Origin of the sequence: Bacillus kexueae (genome assembly GCF_022809095.1) — a bacterium.
Lineage (GTDB): Bacteria > Bacillota > Bacilli > Bacillales > Aeribacillaceae > Bacillus_BZ > Bacillus_BZ kexueae.
The window spans coordinates 23,633-39,164 of record NZ_JALAZE010000011.1; the positions used below are offsets into that span (position 1 = coordinate 23,633).

A 15,532-nucleotide genomic window follows, 5' to 3' on the forward strand; every position below is an offset into this window, starting at 1 on the left:
CCTCTACTCTCCGACAACGCTTTTTAATCGTTCGACCATTTCATCGATTTCTCGATCTTTAAGTCGATAGCTCACAGGATTCACAATAAAGCGAGACGTAATATTTGCAATGTGCTCAAGCTCAACTAGACCATTTTCTGCTAAAGTTCTTCCCGTGGAGACGATATCGACAATTCGTTCAGCAAGTCCGATTAATGGGGCTAATTCGATTGAGCCATTTAAACGAATAATTTCCACTTGTTCTCCTTGTTCGCGAAAATATTTGGAAGCGACATTCGGGTATTTTGTCGCGACTTTTGGCGCCACATCTTTAATTACCCCATCAGGCAGGCCCGCTACCGCTAAGTGACAGGGACTAATTTTTAAATCCAGTACTTCATACACATCCCGTTCTTCTTCTAATAGGACATCTTTTCCGGCAATGCCTACATCCGCTACACCATGTTCTACATAGGTAGACACATCCATCGGCTTTGCCAAGATGAAACGAAATCCTTCCTCTGGGATATCGAAAATGAGCTTTCTTGAATCTTGAAACTCACCAGGTAGTTGGTATCCTGCTTTTCTCAACAGTTGGACTGCTTCATCAAAAATTCTTCCTTTTGGCATCGCTACAGTAAGTATTTGACTCATTTCTCTCTCTCCTTCCTCGGTTTTCCGAGAAAGTACATCACTTCCTCAAATTCTTGTACAAACTGATCGACATTTGGAACTCCTGTTATATTTTGCAAAACAACTATTTTTCCATCTTGGCGCAATTTCTTCGCTTCCTCGAATGCTTCCATGCGTTGTTCTTCACTAAAGATAATTCCATATTTCCTTACCGTTGTTCCCATCTTGCCTAACGCGAGCAACAATCGATCTAAGCGAATAGCAAACCCTGTCGCGGGGGCGGAGCAATCAAATTTTCTTAGTAATTCATCATACCTTCCACCGTTTCCAACAGGTGATCCAACATTTGCTGCATACACTTCAAACAAAATGCCTGTATAGTAGCTCATATGCTGAACTGTATTCAGCTCTAGCTTCACAAACGATTCAACTTGAAAGGCTTCTAACTGCTTCCACAAGTTTTGAAGCTCTACAAGTGCTCTTTTTCCTTTTTCCGAATCAACAATCTCCATTGCTTCTTCTGCTTTTTCTATTCCTCCCCTTAATGTCAACACACGCAATAAACGATCTTTATCTATTTGGGAAAGAGGTAACGACTTGACATGCTCACGGTATCCGACAACATTTTTCTCATATAAGAACTGCATTAACTCAGTTGAGCGTTCTTTATTTCCTAATATTTCTTCAAACAGAGCTTGTATAAATTGCATATGCCCGATGGAGATTTTAAAGTGCGTTAATCCGACAGATTGCAACGTCGACACCATAATCGCTATCACTTCGGCATCCGCACTCGTTGTTCCATCTCCAATCAATTCAATTCCGACTTGTTCAAACTCTGCAGGACGCCCTCCCTCATGATGCTGAGCTCGGAACACATTCGCTCCATATGCTAAACGTAAAGGGCCCATTTTTTTATACAATTGGGAGGCAGCCACTCTAGCAATCGGTGCAGTCATATCTGGTCGAAGCACTAGCGTCTGTCCTTGTTGATCTAAAAGTTTGAACAGCTGACTCTCAAGGATGGCTGACTGCACGCCAACTGTTTCATAAAATTCTAAAGTAGGAGTCGCAAGCATGTCATATCCCCATCTCTCGATTTCCTTCACCATGTCATCTCGAACATCCCTTTTAGATGTATATAAACTCGGTAATGTATCCCGCATTCCTAGCGGCTTTTCAAACATGCGCACTTTTTCGTCACCCCAAAATACTTTAATTCGCTAATATGCTACCATACTACCAAAATAAAGGTTGTCAATCAATCCTTAACTATCAAATTTTTAATTATTGTCCGAAAATTTTAAGTGGTTACTAGTAAATTACACATACCTCATAAAAATCCTTCATTAAATTCTTCTTCAAATTGGCATAAGAAAAGCGCAAAGCGACCCGAGCTGATGGCTCTTGGAGCTAGACACCAAAAAAACGGTAAAGAGAATACTTTAGCACTTTATTGAACTTAAACTTTCTGTAACAATAAAAAAGTGAGCGATGGCATTCGCTCACTTCTGTCTATTTTCCATTTGTTCTTTCGTGTAGATTACCTGCATCGGATTTCCACCAACAAAATATCCAGCAGGAACATCTTTATGTACGACTGTTCCCGCTGCGACTACTGCTCCGTCTCCAATTGTGACACCTGGTAAAATGGTGCTGTTAGCTCCAATCATCACTTCATCACCAATGATGACATCTCCGATACGATATTCCTTCACTAAATATTCATGCGCTAAAATGGTTGAGTTGTAACCAATGATCGTGTTTCGACCAATTTTAATACGCTCTGGAAACATAATATCTACCATGACCATAAAAGCAAGTGAAGAATACGGTCCAATGTCCATTTTTAAACATGTACGATAAAGCCAATTTTTCATCGCCATAAAGGGAACAAAACGACCAATCATAATGATGATGACATTTTTGAATACTTTCCAAAAAGAAACCGTCTTATAAATTTGCCAAAGAGAATTCGGTCCTGATATCGGAAATCGATCCGTTCTTCGCAAATTATTCCGCTCCTAAAATTGGCAGGAGATCACTCATTTTTTCCAAAACGAAGTCTGGCTCATGCGAGCGAATATATGCTTCCCCTTTCACACTCCATGCCACGCCAGCTGTTTTGGTTCCCGCATTTTTTCCTGCCTCAATATCATGAACATTGTCACCAACCATAATGGTTTCTTCTGGACTTGCTTTTAATAGTTCCAGTGCCTTTTCAATCGGTTCTGGATGAGGTTTCGCGTTTTCCACATCATCTAATGTCACGACAACATCAAAGAATTGATCAAGCTTTGTTAATTTCAAACCCATATTGACAGTTTGACGAATTTTCGTTGTCACAATCCCGAGTTTATATCCTTTTTCATGAAGCGTTTTAACCGTTTCATAAACCGTATCGAATTCTTTTACGAGCACATCATGCTGCTCGTGGTTAAACTTTCTATACGTTTGAACCATTTCTTCCAATCGGTCTTTATCAAGCTTTTCAAATGAGTCGTGAAGTGGGGGACCAATGAAAGCAAGCACATCTTCGCGCGTGTATTGACCTGGAAAATAGTGCTCTAATGTATGCATAAACGATTCAATGATTAAATCATTTGTGTTAATGAGTGTTCCATCTAAATCAAATAAAAGCGTATTAATTTTCATAAGCTGCTCCTTTCCTCGTTGAAACCTTAGCATCTTCTTTCCACATAAAGCTTATCAAAACCGTTAAAAATATCGCTGTGAACAGCCGAATTAGAAGAAGAGGGATAACCGGAATTCCTAACGGTACAAAGATTAGCGTATCTTCGACAACAGCATGACAAGCTACCAGAAAGATAAAAGCGAGTGTTAAATCTCGTTTACTCACTCCATCTTCTTTTACCGCTTGAATCATGACACCTGCTCCATATGCAAGGCCTATTGTTAATCCAGCCACGAGTGTCATGGAAGTATTCTCCTTCATTCCAAGTAATCTCGTAACGGGCGCCATCCATTTCGAGAATACTTGAAGCCATCCACGATCCTTCATAATCTGGATGACAATCATCAAAGGAATGACAATAAGGGCAAGTTGTAACACTCCTAAAGATGCTTTTTCGATACCGTCGAACACAATTGGCCAAAAGCCAGATATCGATTCATCTGTCGATGCGATGAAACCATACTTTGCAACCTCGCTTCCTCCTTGCCAAAGGAAGTTAATGATAATGGCAGAGAAAGTGGCCAACCCAACCCGGACAAGGAGAATGACCCACATTTTAATCCCTACTTTACTCGCGACGGTCGATTCAATGATTAAATTGTGCGAGAACGAAAGCATCACCGCTAAAATAAACACTTCTTTCACCGTTAACTCAAGAGAAAGAATCGCACCAATTCCGGCATACAAGTTTAAAAAGTTACCTAATACAAGCGGAATGGCAGCATCTCCCCTTAATCCAAAAACACCCATAGCTGGGGTTATGAACTCAATAATCCAGTCAAGGATCCATGTATGTTGCAAGATGGATACCAATAATGTAATAGGGAAAATTACCTTCCCAAGCGTCCACGTTGTTTGAAGGCCAACTCGAAGTCCTTGCTTCAAGCTCTCTCTCATATTCACCCTCTCCTTCCACGAAAACACCTTCCGCTTTTAGGCATCAAGGTATCGTTCGTTCGCCATTCCCATTTTTCGACGGATAAAAATAACAGCTACTGCGGCCACTACAAGAACAATTGAAATCACTTGTGCCACCCGCAAATATTCCGTCAGCATGAGGCTATCCGTTCGCAATCCTTCTATGAAGAAGCGTCCTACCGAATACCATATAACGTATGATAAAAACAATTCACCTTGACGTAAATTAACGCGGCGAAGAAATAGAAGTAACGCAAATCCGGCAAAGTTCCAAAGAGACTCATATAAAAACGTCGGATGATAGTACTGTCCGTTAATATACATTTGGTTCACAATGAATTCTGGCAAGAACAGACCTTCAAGAAATTCTCTTGTCACCGGACCACCATGAGCTTCTTGGTTCATAAAGTTTCCCCATCGTCCAATCGCTTGCCCTAAAATAATACTTGGGGCAGCTATATCAGCGAGCTTCCAAAACGACAACCCTTTTATTTTGGCAAACACATATCCCGTAATAACAGCAGCAATCAATCCTCCGTGAATCGCCAACCCACCTTGCCAAATTTTTGGGATATCCGCTAGATTTTGTGAATAGTAATCCCATTGAAAAATAACATAATACGTCCGTGCACCAACGATTGCTAATGGTAAAGCAATTAATACGAGGTCGACAAAAGTGTCTTTATGAAGCCCCCGCCTTTCGCTTTCTTTAGTAGCTAGCCATAGACCGAGTAGCGCCCCAAAGCCGATAATTAACCCATACCAATAAACTTGAATCGGGCCTAAATCAAAAGCGACTCGGCTTAACGGTTGAATAGTCGATTCCATGTTCTAATACTCCTCTCTCGGATTATTGAAAGTCCTCATTATCTTCTTCAATGACATGGGCGAGTTTGTTCGTGAATTGTTCAGCGGCATTATAGCCCATTTGTTTTAAGCGGAAGTTCATAGCTGCCACTTCAATAATGACGGCTAAGTTACGACCTGGTCGGACAGGTACCGTTAAACGCGTAATTTCCGTATCAAGAATTTTCATTTTTTCTTCCTCTAGTCCGAGTCGATCATATTGCTTTTTTTGATCCCATAATTCTAAATTGATGACGAGTGTGATGCGTTTATAGTTTCGTACCGCCCCCGCTCCAAAAAGCGTCATAACATCGATAATCCCTAATCCACGTATTTCTAATAAGTGACGTATGAGTTCTGGGGCATTTCCAATCAATGTATCTTGGTCCTCTTGACGAATTTCCACGCAATCATCTGCGACAAGACGATGTCCTCTCTTTACAAGTTCGAGCGCTGTTTCACTTTTCCCCACGCCACTTTTTCCTGTAATTAACACACCTACGCCATAAATATCGACTAATACGCCATGTACAGCAGTCGTTGGTGCTAATTTACTTTCAAGAAAGTTCGTTAAGCGACTTGCAAGACGTGTCGTTTTCATCGGTGATCGTAATAACGGAACTTTTGTTTCTTCTGAAGCATCAATCAACTCTTGTGGAACGTCCATATTACGCGAGATGATAATGGCTGGCGTTGCTTCCGTACATAACTCTGCCATCCGATCACGTTTTTCTTGTTCGGATAACCGCTCAAAAAACGAAAGCTCCGTCATCCCTAAAATCTGTACACGCTCCTTCGGATAATAAGTAAAGAAGCCTGCCATTTCTAAACCCGGTCGTGATAAATCACTCGTTGTAATCGGACGACTGATTCCTTCTTCTCCACTAATCACTTCTAATTGAAATTTATCAATAATATCTTTCGTACGTACTTTTAACACGTAAAATCCCTCCTTCAAACGAAGCTATCACCTTATGTATCGGTCCAAGCATCCTTCCTTATTGTAGCACTTTTCCAACTAGACCAAAACTTAAATGAATGAATGCTCTTGATTCATTCAACTAGAAAGGATCTATGCTAAAAGGTTGTTTGTTCAGAGTCATTTTAAAGCGACTTGACTCCGGGATGTAGAAGACCCCGTTGTAACACGCCGAGAAATCGACTTCCTCCGTGCGGAATGCAATAGGTATATTTTAAACAATGGTTATAGCCAACAAAAAAGAGAGTTCGCCTATATCAGATGCGAACGCTCCTTTTTCACTTTGATAAATCAATCCAAAACTCATCCTTGCCAGGATATTTAAAGGGAGAGTAATAATAATATTGATCAAGATAAGGAGAATACGTACGTACATAGATTAGATCACTTTCAGGATAATAATGGAGTAACCGTAAAAAACCTTGTCCCCCTTCAGGTGCTCCTTGATAATCAGCTAGTATTTCATAGACCGATCGGTCCGGTGAACCATCTTTGTCATCGTCTATTTCCGTTACAATATGTTCGCTATCATCATAATGGCCACTTAAAACGACCCTTACATTTTCATTCTTCTTGACTACTTCGTTAAAAATACGCTTTCCTTCAAAAGTGCGTCGCTTACTTTTATGTAAATATTTGTGGAAAGCGAGAACTGCCACTTTATCTTGATGCTCTGCTAACACATGATTCATCCATTCAATTTCTTTTTCTGCAATATCCCATCCCATATATAAAAAGATAAACGGCTGATTTCCAATCTCCATTACATCATAATGACCGCGGTTATTTTGATACGATGCTTGATAATAAGGTTGATGTATAAATCGCCTCTCACCAAAGTAAAAAGCGAATTTTTCGTAGGACTTCCCTTTCACTAAATCGTGATTACCAGCTAACACGCCATAAGGAATTTGTTGCTTTTCCAATTGCTTGAACATATGACTCGCACGCAACCATTGAATTTTTTTAGAGGCATTATTAACTATATCCCCCGTATGAATAACATACCGAATATTCCACACTTTCCGATTTTGTATAATCCAATTAATTTGATGTTGAAAAATATGGGGATACCGTTCGGCATAATATTGCGTATCAGAAAGCCAAACGATCGTTTCGAAATTAGAGTGACTCGCTTCCGTTGAAACCGCACTCACTTCGACCGCTTCCCACTGATACTCACTAACATTTAGCGAAAATGATAACAATAGGATCATTACTACATTCACAGTTACTCGCAACGAGTAATTCATGGACATCACCTAACGTTATCATTTCCCATATATACCCATAATATGTTTGATTCTTTCGTAAGAGTTGTCTGTTCATCAAAAAAAGATTCCTGTCATTTAGGAACCTTTTATGGAACAGAAATATAGGGATTTCATTAAAGCGTAAGGCTCATTTGCAAACTAGCAAAGCTCTCCACAGAACGCCGTATGAAGGACGAGGAGGCGCAAAAAATCCGGAAAGGTATTTATCACTCAAAAAGACCAGTTCTCAACGTAATCCGGAATTTTTTTCAATATAAATTTACCTTTTTTTCTCACGCAAAGGTTCAATGATCACTTTATCAATCATGATATTTAAAAGCGAGATAAAAATTGAAGCTAGAATAGCCGTTCCGAAACCATCAATTTGGAACGCATCCCCCATAATGCCTTCCGCAATCATTAACGTAATGGCATTCACGACGAAAAGAAATAATCCGAAAGTCAGCACTGTTACAGGAAGCGTTAAAATGATTAAAAACGGCTTTACAAACACGTTTAATATCGACAAAAGTAAACTTGCTACAATGGCTGCTCCCACTCCACTTAAATAAAAGGAATCGAAGTAGCCTGCGACAACGATTAACACGATTGCATTAATGACGACATTGATTATCCACCTAGTCATCATCCCACACTCCGCTTTTTTCTTCAGGGATTAACAAGTACGCAGCACCATATATGAGAGCCATTGGAAAAATAGATGTGACCACAAGTAAAATAATAAACACGAGACGGACAACAGAAGGATCCACCCCAAAGTATTGAGCAATTCCACCTAAAACTCCACCCAATCGTTTATTTGATTGAGAGCGATATAAACGTCGCATATCTTTTTCTCCTTTTACGATAATATAATCAATCCGGTTTTCGCTTCAGCAAATAAAGTGAGTTTCTTTTCTTCTTCACCTTTCACATTAAACCGCATCTCTTTTTGTAGAACATCATTTCGTTGGCTTGTAACGACGACAGCTTCTTCATCATAAGAGAACGAACCGAGATGAGATTTAAATTCTCCTATTATATCCATAGTATTTGGCACTTTCAACTCAATATTCCCAGTTGTTGTTTTGGCGTATAATGTTTGGCATACAGAGGTTGGTATGGAAACTAGCAGGTTTCCATTAAAGCTTTGAAGGTCTAATTTTTCTGCTTCTCCATTAATGTCAATCATGCCATTAACTGTTTCAAGCTCTACATGATCATAGGAAAACCCCGTCCACTTTATCTGTCCATTAGCCGTTTCTAACTCGGCATTTTTTCCTTCAAACCCTTTTAACGAAATCATTCCATTTGCCGTTTTCACTTTTACGTTCTCTACTTTTAACCCTTCCCCTCTAATAGGACCATTAAACAGTTTCACTTTTAATGAATTATATAGTTTATTTGGAACATATAGAGTGGCATTGACTTTCAACACCTTTTTGTCGACAAAAAATATAAACCGCTTCCCTTCCATTTCACATTGAGCGTTTTGTAAAAAGTAATCTCTCGCTTCTTGTTCATCCTCAACCTTATACGCTTTCACATCACATTCAACACGAATATCTGATTCGTCCCATGGCTCAATATTGACGTTTCCGTTAACGATATGGACAGAAAGTTCATCGACCTCCAGCTGTTGAAGTTGAAAGATATGTGTAAAATGGACAGAAGGGCCAATTGGAATATCAATGTCCATTTCCCTTACCTTTTGGACAGCGGTATCAACTAGATCCAATAATTTAGAAGTGAGGATTGAAACTTTCGACTGCTTTTTTCCTCCACCTTCCTTCTTTTCCTCAGATAATACTTCAACCGATAAAGCGTTGATTTTCTCTTCCTGACGCTCTCGATATTCCTTTTCTAATTGTTCAATCAAATTCACCGCTTCATCAGCGCTTAACATACCTTGTTCAACCATCTTTAAAATCTTTTTCCGTTCTTCTTTCATTTAAACCCCTCCATTATTCAGAATGAATCAATACTTTAATTCCTTGAATGACGTTCCAGACGAGAATGATAAAATCAACCAATCCGACAAGTAGAAACAATACGATGATTCCAATGCTTAGAGCCGAATTTACAAAGACGGATACTCCAAACATAATGACTAAAATGACGGCCGATAGTGCAGGAATAATATGAGATATGAAGGCTCTTTTCGCATGATATTTCACATCATGGTCTGTAGCTACAAAATATACGACGATTGGGAATAAAAACGGAGCAAAAAATAAACTGAAATAAGATAGCGCGTTAAGTATTTTTTTCATTTCCACTACTAATCATCTCCTCTGTCTATACTTACGAATAGAAAACAAAAAGGTTTCGCTGTTTTTCAGCTCATTAGCTCCATTCTTTTGTATTCATTTAGCCTAAAAAAGACCCCAAGAATGATGATTTCACAGCATTCTTGGAGTCTTTTTATTACATATATGGATTTAACTTTTTAAAACGGCTTCTGTTTCATTAATGAGCTGCTGCATTCTTTCTCGATCTCGCTCTAAGATCGGTTTTAAATATTTTCCTGTGTATGACTCACTAACTTCACACACTTGTTCAGGAGTGCCAGTAGCCACGATGGTTCCACCACCATCTCCCCCTTCTGGCCCAAGGTCAATAATGTGATCGGCCGCTTTAATTACATCTAAGTTATGCTCAATGACTAAAACAGTATCTCCATTTTCCACAAGCCTTTGCAATACTTTCAATAGGCGAGCAATGTCGTCAACATGAAGTCCTGTAGTCGGTTCATCGAGAATGTATAAGGAACGCCCAGTTGAGCGACGATGAAGCTCTGATGCTAATTTCACACGCTGCGCTTCTCCGCCCGATAAAGTCGTTGCCGGTTGACCTAGTTTAATATAACCTAGACCGACATCATAAATCGTTTGAAGCTTTCGTTTAATTTTCGGGATGTTTTCAAAAAACGTTAACGCATCTTCAACCGTCATCTCTAACACATCTGCAATGTTTTTCCCTTTATACGTCACTTCAAGTGTCTCGCGGTTATACCGTTTCCCATGACAAACTTCACAAGGAACATAGACATCCGGTAAAAAGTGCATCTCAATTTTAATGATGCCATCACCACGGCAAGCTTCACAGCGTCCACCTTTTACATTGAAGCTAAAGCGACCTTTTTTATATCCGCGAACTTTCGCTTCATTCGTGGTCGCAAATACGTCTCGAATATCGTCGAAAACACCAGTATACGTTGCAGGATTGGAACGAGGTGTACGTCCAATTGGAGATTGATCAATATCAATAACTTTGTCTAGATGGTCAATTCCTTTAATTTCACGGTGTTCACCCGGTTTTGTTTTTGCTTTATGAAGTTTTTGTGCAAGTGATTTGTGCAAGATTTCATTTACGAGCGTACTTTTTCCAGATCCCGATACACCTGTAACTGAGATAAAGGTTCCTAGCGGAATTTTCACCGATACATTTTTTAGATTGTTTTCTTTCGCTCCTTTTATCTCAATAAATCGACCATCTGGCTTGCGGCGTTCAATAGGTAATGGAATGAATTTCTTACCGGATAAATACTGACCCGTTAAGGAGTTCGGATCTTTCATTACTTCTTCCGGTGTACCAGCAGAAACAACTTGTCCACCATGAATTCCTGCACCCGGTCCAATATCTAATAGGTAGTCTGCTGCGAGCATCGTGTCTTCATCATGTTCAACTACAATTAAGGTATTGCCGATATCCCGCATGTTTTGCAATGTTTGGATTAATCGATCATTGTCCCGCTGATGTAAACCAATGGATGGTTCGTCTAAAATATACAGGACACCTGTTAAGCGGGAGCCAATTTGCGTAGCAAGGCGAATTCGTTGCGCCTCTCCACCTGAGAGCGTTCCAGCTGATCGGCTTAAATTTAAATAATCCAGCCCAACATTTACGAGGAAGCTTAAGCGCTCTTTTATTTCTTTTAAAATTAAATGAGCAATTTTCATCTCTTTTTCAGTTAGTGAAAGACCTTCAAAGAAGTCAAACGCATCATGAATCGATAAAGCGGTCACTTCGCCAATGTGACGCTCATCAACTAAGACAGCTAAGCTTTCTTTCTTCAAACGATGCCCTTTACATGTTGGACAGGCTTGTTGCGCCATGTATTTCTCCATTTGCTCACGAATATAATCCGATGTTGTTTCGCGGTAGCGGCGCTCTACATTTCGAACGACCCCTTCAAATTCGATTTCATTTTCCCGTACATGTCCCATATCGTTTTCATATCGAAAATAAATCTTCTCCCCACCGCTTCCAAATAGCACTTTATCTAATAAATGCTTTGGTAGGTCTTCAACCGGTACATCCATGTCAATGCCATAATGGTTACATACCGACTCCAAAAGTTGCGGGTAATATTGTGAGCTAGACGGCTCCCACGGTGCTAACGCATGTTGACGTAACGTTAGTCCTTTGTTAGGAATCACTAAGTCCAAGTCCACTTCGAGCTTCGTCCCTAGTCCATCACAATCAGGACAGGCACCGTATGGACTGTTAAACGAAAACATGCGTGGTTCTAACTCACCAATTGAGAATCCACATATTGGACAGGCATGATGTTCACTAAAAAGCAATTCTTCCTCTCCAATAACATCAATGATGACACGTCCTTCACCTAATTGAAGAGCGGTTTCTAAAGAGTCTGCGAGTCTCGTTTCAATGCCATCTTTCACGACAATACGGTCGACAACCACTTCAATAGAATGCTTTTTATTTTTCTCAAGCTCAATATCCTCAGATAGCTCCTGCATTTCTCCGTCTACGCGAACTCGAACATACCCTTGTTTCTTAATTTCTTCAAATGTTTTGACATGTGTACCTTTTCTTCCGGACACAACAGGGGATAAGATTTGGATTTTCGTACGCTCTGGATATTCCATAATGCGATCAACCATCTGCTCAATCGTTTGAGAGGTGATCTCGATTCCGTGGTTGGGACAAGTCGGCCGCCCAACACGTGCATATAAAAGACGTAAATAGTCGTAAATTTCTGTTACCGTTCCAACTGTTGAACGCGGATTTCGACTCGTAGTTTTTTGGTCAATTGAAATTGCGGGTGACAACCCTTCAATGGCATCTACGTCTGGTTTATCCATTTGCCCTAAAAACTGACGAGCATATGCAGACAAGGATTCGACGTAACGTCTTTGCCCCTCAGCATAGATTGTGTCGAATGCTAATGAGGACTTTCCTGACCCAGACAACCCTGTTAAGACGACCAATTTGTCGCGAGGGATTGTCACATCAACATTTTTCAAATTATGCGCTCGTGCCCCTTTTACAACAATGTTTTCCATTGCCATGTTTCAATCATCCTTCCGATTTCAACTCAAGTATGAGATCTCGAAGCTCGGCTGCTCGTTCAAAGTCGAGGGCTTTCGCCGCTTCTTTCATCTCTGCTTCCATTTTTTCGATTACTTTCATTCTCTCAGCCTTCGTCATCTTACTTGTATTCGGAACTTTTTCCTCTTGATACGTTTCTTTCTCTTCTGCCGCATACGTCGCTCGAATCACATCGCGAATTTCTTTCTTAATGGTAGTCGGCTCAATCCCATGCTTTTGGTTATATTCTTCTTGGATGGCTCGACGACGCTTCGTCTCATTGATGGCAATTTCCATCGAATTCGTGATTCGATCTGCATACATGATGACATGGCCATTCGCATTCCGTGCAGCTCGACCGATTGTCTGAATCAATGATCGTTCGGAACGTAAAAATCCTTCTTTATCGGCATCTAGTATCGCGACAAGAGAAACTTCCGGAATATCAAGTCCTTCTCTTAATAAGTTAATCCCGACTAGCACTTCATGTTTTCCTAGCCGTAAGTCGCGAATAATTTCAATACGCTCTAACGTTTTGATTTCTGAATGCAAATAATTCACTTTAATCCCGATTTCCTTTAAATAATCAGTTAAATCCTCTGACATCTTCTTCGTTAACGTTGTGACTAACACACGCTCATCTTTTTTCACCCGTTTTTGAATTTCACTAATTAAATCATCAATTTGTCCTTCAATTGGGCGAACATCGATCGTCGGATCTAGCAATCCAGTCGGACGAATAATTTGTTCTACCATTTCCGGCGTTTTTTCAATTTCATACGGTCCTGGCGTTGCCGATACGTATACAACATTTTTCATATGCTTCTCAAATTCTTCAAATCGAAGCGGACGATTATCTTTAGCTGATGGCAAGCGGAACCCATGGTCTACAAGCACTTGTTTTCTCGCTTGGTCACCATTATACATGCCGCGAATTTGCGGTACTGTCACGTGAGACTCATCGATAACAATCAAAAAGTCGTCACCAAAATAATCTAATAATGTATATGGAGTTGAACCAGGCGGTCTTAAAGTTAAGTGCAAGGAATAGTTCTCAATCCCTGAGCAAAAGCCCATCTCTCGCATCATTTCTAAATCGTAACGAGTTCGTTGCTCTAATCGCTGTGCTTCAAGTAGCTTACCATTCTCTCTTAAATCGGCTAGACGTTCATCAAGTTCTTTTTCAATTCGTTCAATCGCAAGCTTCATTTTCTCTTCACGCGTAACGAAGTGGGAAGCTGGGAATATTGCTACATGATCTCGTTCTGACATAATTTCTCCCGTTAACGCATCTACTTCGCGAATGCGATCAATTTCATCACCGAAAAATTCAATGCGAATACAATGCTCATCACGCGAAGCTGGGAAAATTTCGACCACATCGCCACGAACGCGAAACTTCCCGCGTGAAAAGTCAATATCATTTCGTTCATACTGAACATCGACTAGCTTCCGTAACAGCTCATTGCGTTCTATTTCCATCCCGACTCGAAGGGACACGACTAAATCGCGGTACTCTTCCGGGGAACCTAAACCGTATATGCAGGATACACTGGCAATGATGATAACATCTTTTCGTTCAAATAACGCGGACGTCGCTGAGTGACGCAATTTATCGATTTCATCATTTATGCTTGCATCTTTTTCAATATATGTATCGGTTTGAGGGACATACGCCTCCGGTTGGTAGTAATCGTAATAGCTGACAAAATACTCGACGGCATTGTTCGGGAAAAATTCTTTGAATTCACTATATAGCTGCCCAGCTAACGTTTTGTTGTGGGCAATGACTAGGGTAGGTTTATTCACTTCTTTAATGACATTTGAAATCGTAAACGTTTTCCCTGTTCCTGTTGCACCAAGTAATGTTTGGTGCTGCTTTCCTTTTTTTATTCCTTCTACTAATTTTTGAATCGCTTTCGGCTGGTCTCCTTGCGGCTTATATTTTGAAACTAACTCAAACCGTTCTTTCACACCAAAGCCTCCATTTCCACATAATCGTATTCATATTGTATCACAATCAACTCGAAAATCACCAAAAATACGAACTAAAGTTCGCCTGTTTTTTCGACAACTTCCTATTTTTGAGTGATGGGCAATTGGCGAACGCATTTTACGTTTTGGTTCCTTGCGCCTTGCGTACGATTCTCTCCCTAACCTGTGAAAAGTCGATATCTTTCTGCATTGCACACAGTATCTCCTTTATCTCATTGTGAGAGAGTTTCCCGTTCGTGCGACGCTGGACAGTCCCCTCCAGTTTTCCTACTCCCTTCTTGCCCGTCATCCAGCGTTCTGCGGGGTTTGCCTAGTTTACTGATCCCGCTGGTGTCAGCGCCTTTTGCTCCTAGGTAATTGAAATAAAACTATTTCTTTTGACAATACGTTCTTCTCTATCCATATCCATTTTCATAAAATCAAAACCTGTCATGGGAAAATGAAAAAAGGGGCTGTCTGATAAGTCGCTAAATGGAATGAGGGGAGAAAAGTAGCTAGAATTTCTTTAATTGGTTTTGAAAGGTGGCGGCGACAGACGATCATGGGAGTCCAGGGAGGCTGAGGCCTTCCCTGAGGAAAGCGTCCGCCACCGGATGAGATTAATCGAATTTAATTTACGATAAAAAAGAGGCTGTACTTTTTGGACAGCCTCCGTTTTATTCCCTTTGTTCTCTTTTATTTTTTGCGACGATAAATCCTCCTATTAAACTCGCCACATCTAATAGGCCAACATAGATTGAGTCCATATAGCCAGCGTAGTAGGAAGCAATGATTAACGCACCGGTTAACGCTGTCGCTACATAATGGTTATACGTTACACGATCAAAAAATAATACTAGTAAAAATGGCATAAAGGCCGCTACAATTAGTTTAAACATTTGGTAACCTCTCTCAGCT

At 40.3% G+C, this 15,532-nt stretch carries 15 protein-coding genes; all 15 read right to left on the reverse strand.

The annotated features are described in order from the left end of the window. Positions 1-3: 3 nt before the first annotated feature. Positions 4-633 carry an ATP phosphoribosyltransferase gene (gene hisG / locus ML543_RS14945; protein WP_243388235.1) on the reverse strand — a complete coding sequence of 210 codons (630 nt, stop codon included), beginning with the start codon at positions 631-633 and terminating at the stop codon, positions 4-6. Beyond that, positions 630-1,799 (reverse strand): ATP phosphoribosyltransferase regulatory subunit, encoded by a 1,170-nt coding sequence (locus ML543_RS14950; RefSeq protein ID WP_279326701.1) that lies wholly within the window; start codon positions 1,797-1,799, stop codon positions 630-632. The genes hisG and ML543_RS14950 overlap by 4 nt, the downstream gene beginning before the upstream one ends. Before the next feature lie 318 nt (positions 1,800-2,117). Beyond that, complete coding sequence (locus ML543_RS14955; RefSeq protein ID WP_243388237.1) at positions 2,118-2,624, reverse strand: acyltransferase; 507 nt, start codon at positions 2,622-2,624, stop codon at positions 2,118-2,120. A gap of 1 nt (position 2,625) precedes the next feature. Next, positions 2,626-3,267, reverse strand: a complete 642-nt coding sequence (ppaX, locus tag ML543_RS14960) for a pyrophosphatase PpaX (protein ID WP_243388238.1) — start codon at positions 3,265-3,267, stop codon at positions 2,626-2,628. Further along, a complete protein-coding gene (locus tag ML543_RS14965) occupies positions 3,257-4,204 on the reverse strand; it encodes a nucleoside recognition domain-containing protein (RefSeq protein WP_243388239.1) in 948 nt (315 codons plus the stop codon). Before ML543_RS14965 ends, ppaX begins: the two co-directional genes overlap by 11 nt. Before the next feature lie 36 nt (positions 4,205-4,240). Then, positions 4,241-5,053 (reverse strand): prolipoprotein diacylglyceryl transferase, encoded by an 813-nt coding sequence (gene lgt / locus ML543_RS14970; protein ID WP_243388240.1) that lies wholly within the window; start codon positions 5,051-5,053, stop codon positions 4,241-4,243. A 22-nt stretch (positions 5,054-5,075) separates the two neighbouring features. Further along, positions 5,076-6,011 carry an HPr(Ser) kinase/phosphatase gene (gene hprK, locus ML543_RS14975; protein WP_243388241.1) on the reverse strand — a complete coding sequence of 312 codons (936 nt, stop codon included), beginning with the start codon at positions 6,009-6,011 and terminating at the stop codon, positions 5,076-5,078. 317 nt (positions 6,012-6,328) lie between these two features. Continuing rightward, positions 6,329-7,303, reverse strand: a complete 975-nt coding sequence (locus tag ML543_RS14980) for a metallophosphoesterase (RefSeq protein ID WP_243388242.1) — start codon at positions 7,301-7,303, stop codon at positions 6,329-6,331. Positions 7,304-7,583: 280 nt separating this feature from the next. Continuing rightward, positions 7,584-7,952, reverse strand: a complete 369-nt coding sequence (locus ML543_RS14985; protein WP_472924430.1) for a phage holin family protein — start codon at positions 7,950-7,952, stop codon at positions 7,584-7,586. Next, on the reverse strand, positions 7,942-8,151 hold the full coding sequence (locus tag ML543_RS14990) for a PspC domain-containing protein (RefSeq protein WP_243388243.1): 210 nt from the start codon (positions 8,149-8,151) through the stop codon (positions 7,942-7,944). Before ML543_RS14990 ends, ML543_RS14985 begins: the two co-directional genes overlap by 11 nt. Positions 8,152-8,165: 14 nt before the next feature. After that, positions 8,166-9,254, reverse strand: a complete 1,089-nt coding sequence (locus ML543_RS14995) for a DUF4097 family beta strand repeat-containing protein (protein WP_243388244.1) — start codon at positions 9,252-9,254, stop codon at positions 8,166-8,168. A gap of 13 nt (positions 9,255-9,267) precedes the next feature. After that, complete coding sequence (locus ML543_RS15000; protein WP_419095394.1) at positions 9,268-9,576, reverse strand: magnetosome magnetite crystal formation protein family; 309 nt, start codon at positions 9,574-9,576, stop codon at positions 9,268-9,270. 168 nt (positions 9,577-9,744) lie between these two features. Then, positions 9,745-12,621: an excinuclease ABC subunit UvrA gene (gene uvrA, locus ML543_RS15005; RefSeq protein WP_243388246.1), complete on the reverse strand. Its 2,877-nt coding sequence runs from the start codon at positions 12,619-12,621 to the stop codon at positions 9,745-9,747. Between the two features lie 7 nt (positions 12,622-12,628). Continuing rightward, positions 12,629-14,614: an excinuclease ABC subunit UvrB gene (gene uvrB / locus ML543_RS15010; protein ID WP_243388247.1), complete on the reverse strand. Its 1,986-nt coding sequence runs from the start codon at positions 14,612-14,614 to the stop codon at positions 12,629-12,631. A gap of 677 nt (positions 14,615-15,291) precedes the next feature. Beyond that, on the reverse strand, positions 15,292-15,513 hold the full coding sequence (locus ML543_RS15015) for a DUF2198 family protein (RefSeq protein WP_243388248.1): 222 nt from the start codon (positions 15,511-15,513) through the stop codon (positions 15,292-15,294). Positions 15,514-15,532 lie beyond the last annotated feature (19 nt).

Excerpts from the sequence above, each read along its gene's own strand:
- ML543_RS14965 (WP_243388239.1), bottom strand. The coding sequence starts at position 4,204 with ATGAGAGAGAGCTTGAAGCAAGGACTTCGAGTTGGCCTTCAAACAACG.
- ML543_RS15015 (WP_243388248.1), bottom strand. The coding sequence starts at position 15,513 with ATGTTTAAACTAATTGTAGCGGCCTTTATGCCATTTTTACTAGTATTA.
- ppaX (WP_243388238.1), bottom strand. The coding sequence starts at position 3,267 with ATGAAAATTAATACGCTTTTATTTGATTTAGATGGAACACTCATTAAC.
- uvrA (WP_243388246.1), bottom strand. The coding sequence starts at position 12,621 with ATGGCAATGGAAAACATTGTTGTAAAAGGGGCACGAGCGCATAATTTG.
- ML543_RS14990 (WP_243388243.1), bottom strand. The coding sequence starts at position 8,151 with ATGCGACGTTTATATCGCTCTCAATCAAATAAACGATTGGGTGGAGTT.
- hisG (WP_243388235.1), bottom strand. The coding sequence starts at position 633 with ATGAGTCAAATACTTACTGTAGCGATGCCAAAAGGAAGAATTTTTGAT.
- ML543_RS14985 (WP_472924430.1), bottom strand. The coding sequence starts at position 7,952 with ATGATGACTAGGTGGATAATCAATGTCGTCATTAATGCAATCGTGTTA.
- ML543_RS14980 (WP_243388242.1), bottom strand. The coding sequence starts at position 7,303 with ATGAATTACTCGTTGCGAGTAACTGTGAATGTAGTAATGATCCTATTG.
- ML543_RS14995 (WP_243388244.1), bottom strand. The coding sequence starts at position 9,254 with ATGAAAGAAGAACGGAAAAAGATTTTAAAGATGGTTGAACAAGGTATG.
- lgt (WP_243388240.1), bottom strand. The coding sequence starts at position 5,053 with ATGGAATCGACTATTCAACCGTTAAGCCGAGTCGCTTTTGATTTAGGC.
- ML543_RS14950 (WP_279326701.1), bottom strand. The coding sequence starts at position 1,799 with ATGTTTGAAAAGCCGCTAGGAATGCGGGATACATTACCGAGTTTATAT.
- ML543_RS15000 (WP_419095394.1), bottom strand. The coding sequence starts at position 9,576 with ATGAAAAAAATACTTAACGCGCTATCTTATTTCAGTTTATTTTTTGCT.